Below are 16922 nucleotides of genomic sequence, written 5' to 3' on the forward strand. Positions count from 1 at the left end.
GCGATCGTGCGAGGGGCGGTCTCGGATATCGTCAGCGGATTGCGCAATGGCGAGAACGCCTTCGAGGTTCTCGCCGATACCGCGCTGCGCGCGCTCGATCGTATCACCGACAAGCTCCTGAACGACGTGCTCGATGCAGTGCTCATGTTCAAGAGCGAAACCTCAAGCGGCTCTTCCGGCGGCGGTTTCCTGTCCGGCATCGGCGACTTCTTCGGCGAGCTTTTCTCCGGCTTCTTCGCAACCGGCGGCCTGATCCCGTCCGGCACGTTCGGCATTGTCGGCGAGCGCGGGCCGGAGCCTGTCATCGGCACGTCGCGCGGCGCCATGGTGCTTCCGAATTCGTCTCTTCGCGGCGCACAGGGCGCCGGCGTCACGGTCAACGTCATCAACAATGCCGACGGTACTGAAGCGCGCGAGCGGCGCAGGACCGATGGCGACGGGCGAGAGATCGTCGACGTGGTCATCGAGCGGGTGCGCGAGAGCTTCGCGTCGGGAGGCTTCGATGCGGCGAACGCGGCGAGATACGGCATCAGCCCAAGGAGGGTCAGACGATGACTGCGGCATGGCCGGCGTCGCTGCCTCAGGAAAGCGACGCCCATTCCTACCAGGAGGCGCCGCAGCGCGCGGCGGCGCTGTTCGAACCCGAAGTCGGGCCGCCGATCGGCCGCAGCCGCAGCACCGTGACGCTGTCGACCGCAAGCTTCGCCTTTGTGATGACGGAGGCGCAGGTCGAGACCTTCGAAGCATTCTACCGGGTCGACCTGGCGCGCGGCGTCCTGCCCTTCACCATCGAGCACCCGCGCCGCAAGGTGCCCGTGACCGTGAAGCTGACAGGCGAGACGCCCTACCAGATCGCGTCCTTTGCCCCGGGCGGATGGACGGTCAGCTTCACCGCGCTCGTGATGGATTGAGGCGATGACGATCGAACGAGATATCGACCCGTCAGCGCGCCGCGAGCTCGATCGGCAGGAGAGCGCAGAAACGCTGCTGGTCTTTCTGACCATCCGTCACGCAAATCTCCCCGAGGACGTGCGCGTGGTGTCGGATCCGGTCGATTATGTACTCGACGGCAATACCTTCCAGGGCTTCATGTTCGACATCCAGCTCCTGAGCGACACGGACGCCCCGCCCACCACGCGGCTCACGCTCCAGAACGTCGACGAAAGGATCGGGGATGCGATCCTGTCCGTTCCAACCAGGGCACGGCTTGACTTCGAAGTGATCGCGGCCAGCCAGTTCGACCTGACGCAAAACCCGAGGGTGCCGCTTGCCACTCCCGTGCAGCGTATTTACGCCGCAAGGCACCTCGCACTTACCGACGTTGACGGCGACGTGCTGCAACTCTCCGGCACGATCCGGTCCTACGACTACACCCAGGAGGCCTGGCCGGCGATGCGCGCCACTCAGCTCGGCTTCCCGGGGCTTTATCTGTGAGGTCTCGGGCATGGGGATCGCCACCGCCAAAATGCACTGGAGCGACCGCTATGTCGGTATCCCTTTCAGGGATGGCGGCCGCGATCTTGCCGGGCTGGACTGCTGGGGCCTTGTCAGGCTGGTCTACGCACAAGAGCTGGGCATTGATCTGCCCAGCTATGGCGAGATCTCGGCGCGGCAGCTAATCAGCGTGGCGCGAGCGATCTCGGCCGGTGCGCGAAGCGAAGAGTGGCGCCCGGTGGGCAGCGACAATCTAAGGCCCTTCGACGTCGCTGTAATGCGGCGTTCGGGCGGGATAAACGCCTGCCACGTAGGGGTGCTGATCCGGCCAGGCCAGGTACTGCACGTCGAATATGCGACCGCGACCGTCGCGGTACCGCTCTCACATTTCACCATACGCGAGAGGATCGCATGCTTCCGGCGCCACAAAGCCATGTCGTGACGATCTGGCGCGAGCCCTTTCAGCTCGGCTCGCCAAGGCTCGATCTATGGCCGCAAGGGCTCTCCGTCAGCGAGATCGTATCGCGCGCCGGATGCCTGCCTGCCGACTTTCATGCCCGCGGCGTGGTGGCGGTCGACGGCGAGCCGGTGCCGCGGCACATGTGGGCTTATGTTCGGCCCAAAGCGGGTCGCGTCAACGGTGTGCCGGTTCACGTCACGTTTCATATGCCGCTCCAGGGCGGTGGTGGCGGCGGCGGAGGCGGCAAGCGCATTTTCGCGATAGTGGCGGCGATTGCGCTGACCTTAATTACTGCCGGCATTTCCACTCTCGGGATCCCGGCCATCGGCATCGCGGCCGGCTCTCTTGGTGCGAAACTGCTGGCGACCGCAGTGGGCATTGCCGGCTCCCTTGCCATCACGGCACTGAGCTCGCCTCCGACGCGCGGTGGCAGCCGCCAGGAACAAGCGTCCAGCGAGAGCGGCAGCGGAGAGCTGCAGCCGGCCTCGGTGAGCGGTAATGTGCTGCAGCCAAATGCGGCCGTGCCCCGCGTCATCGGCTCGCGCCGGCTGTTCCCGCCCTTTGCCATGCAGCCGATCGTCGAGCTGATCGGCCAGGACGAATATGTCGAGGCCGTTCACGTGCTGGCCGGTCCGCACAAGCTGTCCGATATTCGCCTGGGCGAGACGACGTGGGATCCGGAGAAAGAAGACGGCGACCTGCAGATCGAGCTCCGCGAGGGGCTTGCCGGCGAAAGCCGTCTCGGCCTTGTCACCAGATATGGCAAGACGGCCGATCTCAGCCAGGAAATGTCCGTACACGGCGTGGATCCTATCGACCAGTCAGTCTACAGCGGCACGACGCCCGTCTGGCACGGGATGGCAACAGCGGACGCGCCCGACCAGGCGTGGTTGCACCTTGTTGTGTCGGCGTTGCTGCGGCAGGACGATGTCAGCGACAAGCTGCGCATTCCCTTTCGCATCAGGATACGGCGGCGCGGCGCGGCCGCCTGGCGGTACCTGCCGGAGCTTCATTACATGGACGCGACCCAGGCACCGCGGCGCGCCCAGATCAAGTTCCGTTTCGGCTCCGCATTTGATGGCACCTTGCCTCCGCCGCCGACCGATCGAGGCTTTATCGAGGCGCGCAAGCTGGTGCCTGGTCAGGATGTTTCTCCAGTGGGCGAGGACTTCGACGCCGACCCCTATTTCTCGGCCGGCGCCGGCGACGACATCTATCGATCGGATACGGCCGCGACGACGAATGTGCGCAACGTCACGGTCACCTCGGACCTGGTAGAGGTCTACCTTTCGGCCGACGAATGGCCTGCCGGAGTATATGAGATCGAGGTCATTCGCGGAGCAACCTTTCGGGACACGCTCTTCACCTCGGACACTTACATCTACGACGGGAACATTTACGACTTCTTCGGCGTCAACGACGGCGGCAGCCTGCCGCTGACGCGCGACGGCCTGATAGACCGTGTCACCCTGCGCCGGCTGGTGTCGGTCCGCGAGCAATACCCGATCGCCAGGCGCGATGTGGCCTTGATCGGCGTGCGCGCCAGGAACCGGGCCGTGGGCCAGTTGTCTGTCAGGGCGTCAGGTTATGTGCGGGACTATGGCGGCTATCAGGTGCCGGCGGCGGTGCCGGGCACCGTGGCTCCGGTTTCCGTGATCACACACGGCACATTCGACAAGTCGGCCGACATCGCTTTTGAATGCAGCCTAAGGCTTCCGAAACAGCCAAGCGCCTGGTCCGTCGTATGGGAGGATGGCGGTTCGGGCACGGGATCGGCCATCTACATCGACGACAATGCGAGGCTGGTGGCCCGCGCCGGAGATGGCGACACGGCGGTGCAGTCGACCACGGATGACACTGTGGTGCTGAAAGTTCCCATCAAGCTTCTGCCGTTCGACGGCGAGGTGCACACGCTTGGGTGGGATATAAGGGTCAGCCCAGGCCGCGTCCGGCTCTGGATCGATGACGTTCTTGTTGGCGAGGCCGGTACCACGCTCGGCGGAAGCCTTGAAGGAGGAACGTGGGCCGGTGGCGATGCCGGAGGCTACCTTCGCCCTTCCGGTGCAGCCCCTGATCAGATCGCGGGTTCGCCAGCCGCAAGCGCCGTGAATTGGGACGATCCCTCCGACGCGAGCGACCTGAGCGTTTGGGCTGGCGGTGAGCTTCATGACGCTTCCGCAGCGGGCTGGCATATCCAGACTGTCACGAGCAATCCTGCGCCGCATTTTCTGGACGCCATGACCGGCTCGCTGAACGCCGACCCAATTCCGGAAGAGCTTGTCGATATGGCCGGCCTGTTCGAATGGCGGCAGAAGTGCCTGGAAAACGGCTACAGCTGCAACATGGTCGCGGAAGGCGACGGCCTGGACGATCTGCTCCGGATCATCTCCAGCTGTGGCTATGCAAGAAAATATCAGTCGGAACTGTGGGGCGTCATCCGCGACTATGACCGCAGCGCAGAGGCGCCAATTCAGGTGTTCTCACCGCGCAATATAAGGGAGTTTCGCTGGAGCAAGGCGTTTTCACGCCTGCCTGCCGGCCTTCGTATCAACTACCGCGAGGCGGAGGACGATGACGCCGAGCGTCAGATCACCGTGTTTCGCGCAGGTGCTGCCGGTACTGACGCCCGCACCGAGCAGGTGACTTACGACGGACTGACGGACGAGGCGGATATCATCCGCCGCGCATCGTTCGACCTGGCCCAGGCCCAGCACCGCTCGACCTTTTATAGCTTTACCGCGCCGGTTGAAGCGATTGTCTGCCGGCGCGGCTCCTTGGTCACTGTCAATCACGACATTCTTCGCCGGCATCATGGCGGTGCGCGCATCAAGTCGGTCATTCTCGACGGCCCGGAAGAGAACGTCCTGGGCGTGGTTCTCGATGCAGTCGTAGAGGTGAAGGACGAGGCCGACATGCTGGGCACGGCCGACCTTCTCGAGGTGCCGGACTTGCTTGAGCTCGGCAACAAGACCGGCATCGCGATCCGACGCGCTGACGGCACCTCGACCGTCCATGCCTTGGCAAATGCGCCTGGTGAAACGGACACGCTGACCTTTGCGGAGCCGGTGCCGAATGACGCCGTGCCAGGCGGGCCTTTCGACCCGGGTTCGGTCGCAGCCATTACCGAGGGGTGCCTCGTTGTCGTCGGCGTGGTTGGCCAGGAGTTCAAGCGTCTCATCGTGTCCGAGATCGAAAACGGGAAAGGCCTCACCGCCAGGCTAACGCTGGTCGACGAGGCTCCGCAGATATGGGAGGCCGTGAATGGCTGACAGGAAGGTACCCACGTCCGCATCTACGCCGCCCGTCGGCGGGCCGGCTTATCTGGACGAAGTGGCGGAAAAGTTCGGCCTGTTGTTCAACGCGGTCGCCCTGAAACCGACAGCCATCGTCAATGCCGGCAACGACTACACGATCACGGTCGATCCGGAACTGGATGGCGACGTGGTCGCGGGCATGGGCTTCTATGTCCAACCAAACGTCAGCAACACCGATGCCTGCCGCCTTAGGGCTACCGCCGACAATCCCTATTACGACCTGGTAAAGGCGACGGGCGATCCTCTTGGCCCCGGCGACTTCGATGCCGACACCGTTTATTTCGTGGTGTTTTTCGGCGGGGACTTCCGCATTCTTTCGGTGGCAGCCAGTGGCGGCGGCGGCGGTGGTGCAACCATCAGCTATCAGGAGTTCACTGCCTCCGGGACATGGGTTAAGCCGACTGGCCTCGGCTCAGAGGCAATAGCGATTGTTGAATGCTGGGGCGCCGGCGGCGGCGGCGCGACGGGAAATCACCGGCAAGGCGGCGGCGGGGGCGGCGGCTATAATCGGGCGGTCATCAAGCTCGCAGATCTCGCGGACAATGAGGCCGTGACCGTAGGCGCAGGAGGTGCCCCCGGCAATCCGGGCGGTGTCGGAGGCACTACCTCCTTCGGCTCGCATGTCTTTGCATATGGCGGCGGCGGCGGTGCCACAAACACAAATTCCTCAGGCGTCGGCGGCGGGAGCGGCGGCGGTGGCGGCGGTCAAATTTCGGCGGGTACTTCAGGCACGCCGACATCCGGCACAAGCGGCCCAACTCCTGGTGCTGGCGGGATTATTGGCGGCGGGGCGGGCGCCTCGGCTGCTGTGGGTATATGGGGTGGCGGAGGTGGGGCAAACGTGGGCGGCGCCATGGGCGGCGGCACGGGAGGCGCTTCTTTGTTTGGCGGAGCTGGCGGCGGCGGCCATCACAATGGCGGCGGTAGTGAAGGCACGGGGGGGACGAGCGTCTATGGAGGCTCGGGTGGAAATGGCCTTCAGGCCGGCAATCCGCCAGGCGGAGGTGGTGGAGCGCAGGCGGTCGGCGCTCGCGGTGAGGTTAGAGTGAGGGTTATCGGCTGATGAGACACGCGGTCATCAAGGACGGAGTGGTGATAAATGTCATCATTGCTCCTAAAGGACACCAGATCCCAGGCCATATCGTCGTTCCTGCCGGCGATGCAGGGCCTGGAGACATCTACGATCCCATCACAGACGCCTTTTACGCGCCATCGGTTGCGGCAGTAACCCGCGATGAACTCTTGAGAACAGCGGCCGATCTGAGATGGCGCCTGGAGGTCGGCGGCGTGAACTGGGACGGGCTTCTCGTATCTACGGATCGGGACAGCCAGGCAAAGATCATGGCCGAGCGCCTGGCAATCCTGTCTGGCATTCGCGTGGATGGAGATGGTTTCAAGTTCGCGGACGGCGTTTTCCGCACCTTGTCGAATGACGAAATGGTTGCCGTCTCGACAGCGGTCAGAGAGCACGTTCGGAGGGCATTCGCCATCGAGCAGTCTGTCATTGCGGCAATCGAAGGCGGCGCTATCCGGTCATTGCAGGACGTCGAAAAAGCGTTTGCGAAGGAGGCCGGCCCAGCGCGCTAAAAGCGGCATCCGACAAAGCCTCTTCGAAGGGCCTTAAATGCTTCGGAAAACTGTTGTCATTTGATGTTGCGCGCGCTGCCATTTGATTTTGCGCGCTACATTTGTTCGCTGCTTGTGCTCTGTCATCTCCACCACGGCATCGCCAAGCTGTTGCGCGTCGGCGAGGTAATGGCGGTCGAGCACGGCCCCGACATCGGGGGGCGAAGCGAGAGGCAACTTGCGCCATCTTCGCGTCCCGTCAGCTGACATAGTCATAAGGTTTCGCGTTGTTACTCAGTCGCCCGGCATCGCGCCCGCTTAAGCCTGCAATATTCGTGAGAGAAGATCGTCGCTGTGAGCCCCTGCCATCATGCACGTCATAAAAGTGGATTTTAAATCAGCTCGCCGTGTATTCGCTGCGTTGGTATGATGTTTCTAGTATAAATATATTTTATGTATTTCAGTCTAAATTACAAGTGTCGATCTTATTTAGATGTCAAAGATAAATATTAAAAATGTTTTCTAAATATAGTTTTTTAGCTGCGTATTTCAAAAGTGCACTAATGCACAGTTGGTATAGTGTGGAATTTTGCCTGCGTATTGGCGCCGGTCTTATATCCTCGGTCAGTCCCCATCCGGCGTAAAATGGCATGCCGAACGTCCGAACCGGCTTTCCCCATATTAGTGCCTCGAAGCCGACCTGTGACGTTACCGCGTAGACGGCGTCTGAATGCTCTATCAAGCGAACGGGATGCACGGCCTCTGCAAGGAGCTGAATGCGGTTTGAAAGTGCTAGTATACCGGGATCGAAATAACCGTTCTTCTTGCCGGCAAGAACGTCCGGATGAGTTTTTACGATGACTGTATGGTCCGGATAATCGGAAAGTGCGGACTTGAGCATCCGGTCGAATGATGCCGCGTTTGCGCCGCCGTACCGAATCGAATGGTCGTTGCGCGTCTGATCGACAACCAGGACATATTTCTCCGGTAGCGACCCGGCGTATTCCGGTTGAAAATTGTATTTCGAGACCCGCGCGCGCCGCCAGGCAAGGATAAGTTCCCGCGCTTCGGCTTCCTCGTCTTTCGTCAATGTCTCGCAGATCAGGCGTTCGAGTCGCGACGGTCGAGAGCAGTCATAATAGATACCGAGGTCATCCACTACGATCGAAAGCGGCGGATCGATATGACCGAGATTCCGCGAACGCAAGAAACCGTCCTCAAGAAGCCATACAGGCTGGCCTGTGCGTGCGGCTATGTGCTCCGCCCGTAGACCGCTCGGTTTGCGGCCCCAACCAAGCCGCGCGGCATTTTTTGCGCGTAACAGCGGCAGATCGCGAACGATGCTCTTGCCCAGAAAACCTTCAAGCAGCCTTCGCTGTCGCCACAAACCGCTATCAGCGATCGAAATGGCGAAGCGGGAAGCATCTGTCGGTGGTGGCGCCATGTATTTATCGGGTGCGCGCAGTCGGTTGACCGCTCGCGCGGGCGTCTGGAAGTCGCCCGGCATCAGCAATGTGACGTAGCCTAGTAAGCCTTTGGGAATTCGACAGGAAAATCACGAGCGATCCCGCATGTTGTAGTAAATCAACACGGAGGCGAGCCATACGCCGAAGAGGGCCAAAAAAGTTGCAAGCGAGATCAATAACCTATGTGGATATTGGGCATCCTCGGACAGGGTCGGGCGCAGGAAGACCGCGAGATAGGTTTGCTTTGCGTCGGCGTCTGCTCGCGCCTTTTCCAGGCCGCTAAGCGCTGCGGTGTAGAGCCGCTCGGCAAATTCCCTCTCTAGTTCCAGTTCCTCGTAGCTGGCTATCCGGCCGGAGATCGTGTCCCCCCTTTTATCCTCGGAAAGGGCAGCGTCGCCATTTGAAGTCGACGAACCATATCCAAGACGTGCCCTTTCGGCGCTGATCTGCTCACGAAGGCTTTGTATCTGCCGTTTGAGAATGCGTATCTGCGGCGACTCGGGATCGAGATATTGGTTCAGGGTCTTGAGTTCGGCTTCGTTCTTCGTAAGTTGTTGTTCAAGGGTTCCGATCAGCTCCAGCGTAATGCGGGCATTTTCCGTCGGGCTAATTTCCTGCGTTGTTTGGCGGAAATTCAGGAGTTGCTTGCGGAACACCTTGAGTCTTGCTTCGGCATGCGCCACCTCTTCCTTCGCGAACCTTACCGATTCACGCTGGGCAGAATCCGAGAGGTTGTTTACGAGAAACTCGCTTCTTTCGAGAATCGCATTTGTGATTGCTTGCGCGTCCTCTGGAGAGAAGGCGCGGGCTTCGACGAATATCAACCCCGAGGATGGGTCGTAATTCACCGAAACCATGTTATTCCAATATTCGAGCTTGTCTTCGATCGGCCGACCCGTGCCAAGCTTGAAAAACCAGTCTGCAGAGCTTCTGTTGAAAATCTGGTCGATGTCTATCGACTTGGAAACATCCTCAATCACAACCTGGTTCTGCAGGTAATCGCTGATGATATAGCTGTTCGAGACATTGTCTGAGCGACCGCTCGGAGCAATGAGGCCAAGAAGATCTGCCGGACTTCCGCCATCCACACTGCGAACCGCGAAGGCCGCCTTGCTGTGATACTGGTCGGCGGCGATGAACGCCATGTACGTCGATACAGCCAGTGAGGGAAGAACCACGCCGAGCAGGAACCCCAGAACGATGAAACGGTGGCGCAACCGCAGCTTGCCGCGCCCGTGAGTCGTCGGGTCGATTTGCCGGATCAGATGAACAGGATCGAGTCCTGCGTCCTTGAGGCGCGTACTTATTGCCGTTCCGGAAATAACGGCGAGTCGCCTGCCTCTGGTGCTTGCCTTGCGCACCGACAGAGAATCCGGGGCATCGACATTCAGCGCGTCGACGGGGTCTGCATTGCTTGAGGCAGTTGCGATATCGCGCTCTTGCCGTTTCATCGTATCGTCCTGTCTCAGGATTTCATATTATTTTCGTGGACTGCAATAGCTTCTTCGATGTTCTCGAAGTAGGTGAGTTTCCCGTTTTCCAACACCACGCCCGCCTGGCAGTATTCCCGGATCGTCTTGACCGAGTGAGACACCATGATGATATCCGAGTCTGCCAGCTTGTTATGAAAGACATCCTTACATTTGTTCTTGAAGTTCGTGTCGCCGACCGCTGTGATTTCATCGATCAGGTAATAGTCGAATTTAACGCTCATGCTCACGCCGAATGCGAGTCGGGCGCGCATTCCAGACGAATAGGTGCTGACAGGCATCCTGAATGCGCGGCCGAGTTCTGCAAACTCTTCGACATAGGCCACCAGTGCTTCCGTCGGTTGGTTGTATATGCGGGCAATGAAGCGGACGTTCTGTTCGCCTGTCAATGCGCCATGCAGGCTGCCCGCGAACCCGAGAGGCCACGAGACGCGCGCCTGTCGAATGACCTTTCCGCTGTCTGGGTAGGCGATCCCCGCGATCATTCTTAAAAGCGTCGATTTTCCGGCGCCGTTCCGGCCAAGCAACCCGAGGCTGCGTCCTCTTGGAATGGAAAAGGAGACATTCTCGACGATGTATTTCCGATGTCCCTTGTGCTTGAAGGATTTGCTGACCCGATCGAGATGAATCATTCGCTTTCCCTCAGGCGTGTGCCGAATATCTTAAGCAGAACTAGGCCAGCCAGCGTCGATCCGAAGGCCAGACTGATCAGCCAGGTTTCATCGACATAGGCTGCCCGGTATGCAGGATAGAATGCTCTCCTGAACCAACCGATGATGTGAACGATCGGATTCCAAAGAAGGTAATCCCTATAGGGAGTTGGAATTGAATCCGGCAGAAAAAACACTCCGGAAATCAGGAATAGTGGCCTGTTTGCAATCGTGAAGATTCGCTCATAGAGACCGCTCAGGTTGAACAAGGTAGTATTGAGAAGACCTATGCCAAAACCCAGCCCCGTGGCGACGATGGTGGCTCCCATAAGGTTTGCGAAGTCTATGGATGGAAAGGGCGTGATAAAGAAAGCCATGCCGCCGAAAATAATCGTACAAACAATAAATTGCGTGACAATCTGAAGGGCTGCCCGGGCCAATACTGCGTCGTAAGGCGTAACGACCGGGTAAGTCAGCAAGGACTTGTTGAACTTGACGGCCGTGCTGGTTTGCTCCGCGAGCGTTCTGTAAATCCAGAAGCTGAGATAGCCTGTCGCATAAAAGAGCATGAAACTGCGCCCGATGGGCGGGGTATGCGATACGGATGAGAACACAATCGACATGAGGCCGATAAAGGCTACCGGATCCAGGATCGCCCAGAAGTAACCGCCGATTTTCCGGCCGTAACGTGTCGTCATCTCGCGAATGGTCAATGCCGCAACGACACGGATATGTGTCTTAAACACAGAGCTATGCGGGGGGAAAGTCGACGACGTCACGATATAAATCCCGAGAGTCCTGTCTGTATATCTTTCCCGGTCGGAGAATCACCGGTGCAAACCACGCAAATACAGTCTCCTAGCTATCAATAAGGGTTGATCGTTACAACATAGGATAGTAGCGCGATTGCAGATAAAACGCTGGTCGACTAGATAAGGATGCGCAGGTCTCCCATTGTCAATATGATCGTTTGAATCGCCGTTTCCGCGACCTCTTGAAGTGGAAAGTATCGCCCGGAACACTGGTCCGGCGCGGCTCCGTCTGGTTGCATAGTATGAATATGCCTTTTAAATCATTAGGTTGCTGCTGTTTTCAGGGCGGGGACCTCTATCTCCCTTCCAGTTATGTCGCTTTTAGCCGATGCTTAAGGCGAATGGATCACGATCAGCAGAATTCGGGTTGCCGGGATTGGAAACGGTGGAATTGAGCCCGGCATGAATGACAGCCTCAGCCCTATCGAGAGCCCGCGAGTGTGAAAAAGATTGTTCCCTGCATTCTGTCCGGAGGAGCCGGTTCGCGCCTTTGGCCGCTTTCCCGGCAGATCTACCCTAAGCAGTTTCTGAAAATCTTCAATGGCGCCAGCCTGTTGCAGAAGACCATCGACCGTTTCGATGATGAGATTTTTGCGGCGCCAATCATGATTGCCAACGAAGCTCACCGTTTCCTGATCGGCGAACAGACCGAGGAAATGGGGGTGAGGCCGTCTGCCATCGTGCTGGAGCCGGAGGGGCGGAATACAGCCGCTCCCGCCGCGGTGGCGGCGCTGCTCGCGCTGCGCGAGGACAAGGATGCCCTGGTGTTGCTGACGCCGTCCGATCATCTGATCGGGGACAAACGGGCGTTCCTAGCGGCGGTAAGGGCGGGGACAAAGGCCGCCGTGGACGGACGGATCGTCACGTTCGGCATCGCGCCAAGCGAGCCGAATACCGGTTACGGCTATATCCGGCTGGAAAGGGAAGGCGGCGAGGCGAACGGCTCCGTGCGAAACGTGGCGGAATTCGTCGAAAAGCCGGATCTGGAGCGCGCCAGCGCTTTCCTTGCCGATGGCCACTATGTGTGGAATGCAGGCATCTTCCTGTTCTCGGCAAAAGCGATGATCGAAGCCTTCGAACGACACGCTCCGGAAGTGCTGAAGAAGGCGCGCGAGGCGCTCGACAAGGGGCGGGCGGATCTCGACTTTCTCCGGCTCGACCCGCAGGCCTTCTCGGCGATCGAGAAGATTTCCATCGACTACGCGATCATGGAGCGGGCGGACAACGTCGCCTGCGTCCCGATGGACCCGGGATGGAGCGATCTCGGTGCCTGGTCGGCGGTCTGGGACAGCCTGGAAAAGGACGGGGCCGGCAACAGCGTGCTGGGCGAAGGCATGTTCGTCGGGGCCACGAACAATCTGATCGTGACCGACGATGCGCTTGTCGCCGTGGTCGGGTTGGACGGCGTCATGGTGGTCTCCACCAAGGATGCGGTTCTGGTTGCGGCCAAGGACAAGGCACAGGACGTGAAGGTGGTGGTGGAGGCGCTGGAGGCGGACGAGCGCCGTGAGACGCGGCGGCATCGCCGCGTCTATCGCCCCTGGGGCTGGCGCGAGGAAATCGCCGCCGCCGAGCGCTACCAGGTACAGGAAATCGAGATCAAACCCGGCAAGAGCCTGTCCAGGCAAAGCCATGTCCACCGGGCGGAGCACTGGGTCGTGGTCTCGGGCACGGTCGAGGTCGAGATAGAAGGCAAGACCCAGCTTCTCACCGAGAACCGGTCCGCCTATGTGCCGATCGGTGCAAAACATCGCCTTGCCAATCCCGGCCGCATCCCGGCCCGCCTGATCGAGGTGCAATCGGGCGCCCATATCTCCGAGGAAGACATCGTCCGGCATGACGGGGACGATGTCGATAAGCCCGGCCAGAGCTGAGCGGGGCGCCGCAATCTCGCCAAGCTCCTTCGTCCATATCTGCCGCAAATTCATTCGACCGCAGGATCATCCATGTTTCCCAAGCCCGAACCGAAGCTTTCTCCGAATACCTACGCTTATGAATCGCGCCCGCTGGTGAAGCCGACGGGCTTTCGCGAATACGATGCGCGCTGGCTTTTCGAGAAGGAAATCAACCTGATGGGTATTCAGGCCCTTGGGCTTGGTATCGGCACGTTGATGCACGAGCGCGAGGTCCGGCCCGATATCGTTGTGGGTCACGATTTCCGCGGCTATTCGGCGTCCATCAAGATGGCACTCGTTTCCGGCCTGATGGCGGCTGGCATCCGTGTGCACGACATCGGCCTCGCACTGTCGCCAATGGCCTATTTCGCGCAATTCGCGCTTGACGTGCCGGCGGTTGCCATGGTCACGGCGTCGCATAACGATAACGGCTGGACCGGCGTGAAGATGGGCATCGACCGGCCGCTGACTTTCGGGCCGGACGAAATGGGTCGGCTGAAGGACATCGTGCTCGGCGCCGCCTTCAAGCTGCGCGTCGGCGGCGAATACCGCTTTGTCGAGAATTTCCCCGAAAGCTATATCAAGGACCTGACGGACCGGCCGAAGCTGAAGCGGCCGATCAAGGTCGTGGCGGCCTGCGGCAACGGAACGGCAGGCGCCTTCGCGCCGCGCGTGCTCGAAGCTCTGGGGGCGGAGGTGATCCCGCTCGACTGCGAGCTCGACCATACCTTCCCACGCTACAACCCCAATCCCGAAGACCTGAAGATGCTGCACGCCCTTCGCGACAAGGTGCTGGAAACGAAGGCGGAAGTGGGGCTCGGCTTCGATGGCGACGGCGACCGTTGCGGCGTCGTCGACAATGAGGGCGAGGAGATCTTCGCCGACAAGGTGGGCGTGATGCTGGCGCGCGACATCTCGGCGCTGCATCCCGGCTGCACCTTCGTGGTGGACGTCAAGTCGACCGGCATCTTCGCCATGGATCCGGTGTTGAGGGAAAACGGCGCGAAGACCGAGTACTGGAAGACCGGCCACTCCTACATGAAGCGGCGGGTCAACGAGCTTGGCGCCATCGTCGGTTTCGAGAAGTCCGGCCACTATTTCTTCAACACGCCGATCGGGCGCGGCTATGACGATGGCCTCGTGTCGGCAATCGCCATTCTCGACATGCTCGACCGCAACCCGGACCGCACCATGGCTGATCTGCGCCGGGCGCTGCCGCGCACATGGGGCTCGCCGACCATGTCTCCGCATTGTGACGACGAGATCAAATACGAGGTGATCGACCGCGTGATCGACCGGTTCAAGGCAATGAGGGAAAAGGGCGAGACGGTCGCGGGCCAGCCGATCAGCGACCTGATCACGGTAAATGGTGTCCGGGTCGTGTCCGAGGATGGCACCTGGGGCCTGGTGCGCGCTTCCTCCAATAAGCCGGAACTGGTCGTGGTGGTCGAAAGCCCGGTTTCCGAAGCCAGGCTGCACGAGATGTTCAAGGCGGTGGATACGGTGCTGCGCGAGAATCCGGAAGTCGGCGCCTACAATCAGACGATCTGAGGTTTGATCCTGATGGAAGGCGAGCCGGCCAACGCAGCGGCTTTGAAGCAAGCGGGGGAACGCCTCCGCCGCTGGCTGCTCGAAGCCGCACTGCCACTCTGGCTTGACGCCGGTCAGGACGCGGCAAGCGGGCGCTATTTCGAAGCACTCGACATCCATACGGGTGAGCCGGTGCGCAGGCCGACGCGAGCCCGCGTACCGCCGCGCCAGGTCTATTCCTTCCTCGCCGGAGCCGAACTTGGGGGGCGGGACGACTGGCGCCGCGCCGCTGAAGTCGGCCTCGACCGATATCTAACGGATTTTACGAGTGAAGCCGGTTTGATGGTCGCTGCCTGCGATCTGGACGGAACGGTCGTTGATGCCGGTATCGATCTCTATGATCAGGCCTTCGCGTTGTTCGCCCTGGCAGAAGCGGCAACGGCCTTCCCGGAACGAAAGACTGAATTTTCCAGCCGCTCTGGCGCGATGCTTTCCCGGCTGAGGTCGGATCTGGGCCATCCGCTCGCAGGCTTTGAGGAAGCGCATCCGCGCCGTCTGCCTTTGCGCTCGAACCCGCATATGCATCTCTTCGAAGCGGCACTTGCCTGGGAGGAACTTGAGCCTGCCGGCCCTTGGGCAGCGCTGTCAGACGAGATCGCCGGGCTGGCGCTGACCTGCTTCATCGACCGCGACGGCGGCTATCTGCGCGAGTTTTTCGACGGTGACTTCCGTCCAATGGCGGATGCCAGCGGCAGGATTGTCGAGCCTGGACACCAGTTTGAATGGGCCTGGCTGCTGACCCGCTGGGGAGTGTCGCGCGGGAACGGCAAGGCGCTTTCGGCAGCGCGCCGGCTTTTCGAGATCGGCGGGCAGTACGGCATCGACCGGCGGCGGGGTGTCGCGGTGATGCAGCTTGCCGATGACTTCTCGGTACGCGATCCGGTGGCGCGGCTTTGGGGCCAGACGGAATGGATTAAGGCAGCACTTATACTGGCACGGATATCCGCCGCGCAGGAGCGTGAATATTATCTCGCCTCCGCGGTGCAGGCGGTAGCCGCGCTGGAACGGTTTTTCGACGAGGACAGGCCGGGGCTCTGGCGTGACAAGCTGACGGTCGAGGACAGGTTCATCGACGAACCGGCTCCGGCAAGCTCGCTCTATCACATCGTCTGCGCAGTCCTGGAGCTTTGCCGGTAAGCGCGGCCTTCGGCTTGCCCCGCTCTGCTCTGGCCTTGCCGCGTTCAGGAATTGCGCTTGGCCAACTTCTCCTCCCATGCCAGCGCATGGGTCACGATCTCGGTCAGGTCGTCGTGGCGCGGCTGCCAGCCGAGTTCGGCGCGCAGCCGGCTGGCGTCGGCGACGATCCGGACGCTGTCGCCGGGTCGGCGTGCCTCCATGCGGGTCTCGAAGGGGCGCCCGGAAACCTTGCGGACGGCCTCGATGACCTCGAAGACGGAATAGCCGTGGCCGTAGCCGCAATTCATCACGGCGCTGTCGCCGCCCTGTCGCAGGCGCTCAAGGGCGAGCGCGTGGGCGCCCACGAGGTCGGCGACATGGATGTAGTCGCGGATGGCGGTGCCGTCTTCGGTCGGATAGTCGGTGCCGTAGACGGAAAGATGGGCGCGTTTGCCAAGGGCGGCTTCGGCCGCGACCTTGATGAGATGGGTGGCGCCGGCGGTGGACTGGCCGGTGCGGCCCCTGGGATCGGCGCCCGCGACGTTGAAGTAGCGCAGTGCCGTGTAACGGAAATCATGGGCGGCCGCGACGTCGGCCAGCATCATCTCCGTCATCAGCTTCGAAGTGCCATAGGGCGAGACGGGCTTCAGGGGTGCGTCTTCCGGAACGGGGATGATCTCGGGATCGCCATAGACGGCGGCAGTCGAGGAGAAGATGAACTTGTCGACGCCCTTGGCCGCGCAGGCGGCGATCAGGCTGCGCGAGTTGGCAGTGTTGTTTTTGTAATATTTCAGCGGGTTGGCGACGGATTCCGGTACGATGATGGAGCCGGCGAAATGGATGACCGCGTCGACGCCGTGTTCGGAAAGAACGCGGGCCACGAGCGCTTCGTCGCCGATGTCGCCGCGCACCAGCGGCACATCGCCCGGCAGCGCCCAATCGAAGCCGGTGGAAAGATTGTCGATGACCACGACTGCCTCGCCCGCGTCATGCAGGGCCCAGACCATGTGGCTGCCGATATAGCCGGCACCGCCGGTGACGAGGACGGTCATGTGAAATTCCCTTGAAGCAAGTATTGACCGCTATTGATCAGATTCTGGTGTGTCCAAGCAAGCTTGCGAAATTGGGT

14 protein-coding genes and 1 pseudogene are annotated in these 16922 nt (G+C 60.8%); 10 read left to right on the forward strand and 5 right to left on the reverse strand.

Annotated elements, in window-relative coordinates; all coding sequences use genetic code 11:
* From H2509_RS04125 to H2509_RS04155, 7 genes and pseudogenes are all read left to right on the forward strand, one after another.
* Window positions 1-555: pseudogene (locus H2509_RS04125) on the forward strand (hypothetical protein); the annotation flags it as partial.
* The gene (locus H2509_RS04130) at window positions 552-911 is read left to right on the forward strand and encodes a hypothetical protein (protein ID WP_182162586.1); all 360 of its coding nucleotides are present in this window, start codon (window positions 552-554) and stop codon (window positions 909-911) included. The pseudogene H2509_RS04125 and the gene H2509_RS04130, both read left to right, overlap by 4 nt.
* 4 nt (window positions 912-915) lie before the next feature.
* Window positions 916-1434 carry a DUF1833 family protein gene (locus H2509_RS04135; RefSeq protein WP_182162584.1) on the forward strand — a complete coding sequence of 173 codons (519 nt, stop codon included), beginning with the start codon at window positions 916-918 and terminating at the stop codon, window positions 1432-1434.
* A 10-nt stretch (window positions 1435-1444) separates the two neighbouring features.
* Window positions 1445-1876 (forward strand): C40 family peptidase, encoded by a 432-nt coding sequence (locus tag H2509_RS04140; protein WP_182162582.1) that lies wholly within the window; start codon window positions 1445-1447, stop codon window positions 1874-1876.
* Window positions 1846-5163 (forward strand): phage tail protein, encoded by a 3318-nt coding sequence (locus H2509_RS04145; RefSeq protein ID WP_182162580.1) that lies wholly within the window; start codon window positions 1846-1848, stop codon window positions 5161-5163. Before H2509_RS04140 ends, H2509_RS04145 begins: the two co-directional genes overlap by 31 nt.
* Window positions 5156-6271, forward strand: a complete 1116-nt coding sequence (locus H2509_RS04150) for a hypothetical protein (RefSeq protein WP_182162578.1) — start codon at window positions 5156-5158, stop codon at window positions 6269-6271. Before H2509_RS04145 ends, H2509_RS04150 begins: the two co-directional genes overlap by 8 nt.
* Window positions 6271-6795, forward strand: coding sequence for a DUF4376 domain-containing protein (locus tag H2509_RS04155; protein ID WP_182162576.1), 525 nt, complete (start codon window positions 6271-6273; stop codon window positions 6793-6795). Before H2509_RS04150 ends, H2509_RS04155 begins: the two co-directional genes overlap by 1 nt.
* Before the next feature lie 475 nt (window positions 6796-7270).
* Here the strand turns inward: H2509_RS04155 and H2509_RS04160 are convergent, their stop codons facing one another.
* Genes H2509_RS04160 through H2509_RS04175 form a run of 4 tightly spaced genes read right to left on the reverse strand, consistent with a single transcriptional unit; the run spans window position 7271 to window position 11159 of the window.
* Window positions 7271-8281: a capsular polysaccharide export protein, LipB/KpsS family gene (locus H2509_RS04160; protein ID WP_235974680.1), complete on the reverse strand. Its 1011-nt coding sequence runs from the start codon at window positions 8279-8281 to the stop codon at window positions 7271-7273.
* Between the two features lie 48 nt (window positions 8282-8329).
* Window positions 8330-9691 (reverse strand): RkpR, polysaccharide export protein, encoded by a 1362-nt coding sequence (locus H2509_RS04165; RefSeq protein ID WP_182162606.1) that lies wholly within the window; start codon window positions 9689-9691, stop codon window positions 8330-8332.
* Window positions 9692-9705: 14 nt separating this feature from the next.
* Complete coding sequence (locus H2509_RS04170; RefSeq protein WP_182162608.1) at window positions 9706-10362, reverse strand: ABC transporter ATP-binding protein; 657 nt, start codon at window positions 10360-10362, stop codon at window positions 9706-9708.
* Window positions 10359-11159 (reverse strand): ABC transporter permease, encoded by an 801-nt coding sequence (locus H2509_RS04175; RefSeq protein WP_182162610.1) that lies wholly within the window; start codon window positions 11157-11159, stop codon window positions 10359-10361. The genes H2509_RS04170 and H2509_RS04175 overlap by 4 nt, the downstream gene beginning before the upstream one ends.
* A 473-nt stretch (window positions 11160-11632) precedes the next feature.
* Here H2509_RS04175 and H2509_RS04180 point away from each other — a divergent pair, with 473 nt between their 5' ends.
* The 3 genes from H2509_RS04180 (at window position 11633) to H2509_RS04190 (ending at window position 15814) form a co-directional block, all read left to right on the forward strand.
* On the forward strand, window positions 11633-13066 hold the full coding sequence (locus H2509_RS04180; protein WP_182162612.1) for a mannose-1-phosphate guanylyltransferase/mannose-6-phosphate isomerase: 1434 nt from the start codon (window positions 11633-11635) through the stop codon (window positions 13064-13066).
* Between the two features lie 72 nt (window positions 13067-13138).
* Entirely contained in the window at window positions 13139-14638 is a 1500-nt protein-coding gene (locus tag H2509_RS04185; protein WP_182162614.1) for a phosphomannomutase/phosphoglucomutase, read from the forward strand.
* 12 nt (window positions 14639-14650) lie between these two features.
* Entirely contained in the window at window positions 14651-15814 is a 1164-nt protein-coding gene (locus H2509_RS04190) for an AGE family epimerase/isomerase (RefSeq protein ID WP_182162616.1), read from the forward strand.
* A 44-nt stretch (window positions 15815-15858) separates the two neighbouring features.
* Here the strand turns inward: H2509_RS04190 and galE are convergent, their stop codons facing one another.
* Window positions 15859-16845, reverse strand: coding sequence for a UDP-glucose 4-epimerase GalE (gene galE / locus H2509_RS04195; protein WP_182162618.1), 987 nt, complete (start codon window positions 16843-16845; stop codon window positions 15859-15861).
* Window positions 16846-16922: the final 77 nt, after the last annotated feature.

The sequence above is a fragment of the Stappia albiluteola genome, from assembly GCF_014050225.1.
GTDB lineage: Bacteria > Pseudomonadota > Alphaproteobacteria > Rhizobiales > Stappiaceae > Hongsoonwoonella > Hongsoonwoonella albiluteola.

Bases quoted from the DNA above. Each gene is read 5' to 3' on its own strand.
- H2509_RS04140 (WP_182162582.1), top strand. From the start codon at position 1,445: ATGGGGATCGCCACCGCCAAAATGCACTGGAGCGACCGCTATGTCGGT.
- H2509_RS04160 (WP_235974680.1), bottom strand. From the start codon at position 8,281: ATGCCGGGCGACTTCCAGACGCCCGCGCGAGCGGTCAACCGACTGCGC.
- H2509_RS04145 (WP_182162580.1), top strand. From the start codon at position 1,846: ATGCTTCCGGCGCCACAAAGCCATGTCGTGACGATCTGGCGCGAGCCC.
- H2509_RS04130 (WP_182162586.1), top strand. From the start codon at position 552: ATGACTGCGGCATGGCCGGCGTCGCTGCCTCAGGAAAGCGACGCCCAT.
- galE (WP_182162618.1), bottom strand. From the start codon at position 16,845: ATGACCGTCCTCGTCACCGGCGGTGCCGGCTATATCGGCAGCCACATG.
- H2509_RS04155 (WP_182162576.1), top strand. From the start codon at position 6,271: ATGAGACACGCGGTCATCAAGGACGGAGTGGTGATAAATGTCATCATT.
- H2509_RS04165 (WP_182162606.1), bottom strand. From the start codon at position 9,691: ATGAAACGGCAAGAGCGCGATATCGCAACTGCCTCAAGCAATGCAGAC.
- H2509_RS04135 (WP_182162584.1), top strand. From the start codon at position 916: ATGACGATCGAACGAGATATCGACCCGTCAGCGCGCCGCGAGCTCGAT.
- H2509_RS04170 (WP_182162608.1), bottom strand. From the start codon at position 10,362: ATGATTCATCTCGATCGGGTCAGCAAATCCTTCAAGCACAAGGGACAT.
- H2509_RS04185 (WP_182162614.1), top strand. From the start codon at position 13,139: ATGTTTCCCAAGCCCGAACCGAAGCTTTCTCCGAATACCTACGCTTAT.
- H2509_RS04190 (WP_182162616.1), top strand. From the start codon at position 14,651: ATGGAAGGCGAGCCGGCCAACGCAGCGGCTTTGAAGCAAGCGGGGGAA.
- H2509_RS04150 (WP_182162578.1), top strand. From the start codon at position 5,156: ATGGCTGACAGGAAGGTACCCACGTCCGCATCTACGCCGCCCGTCGGC.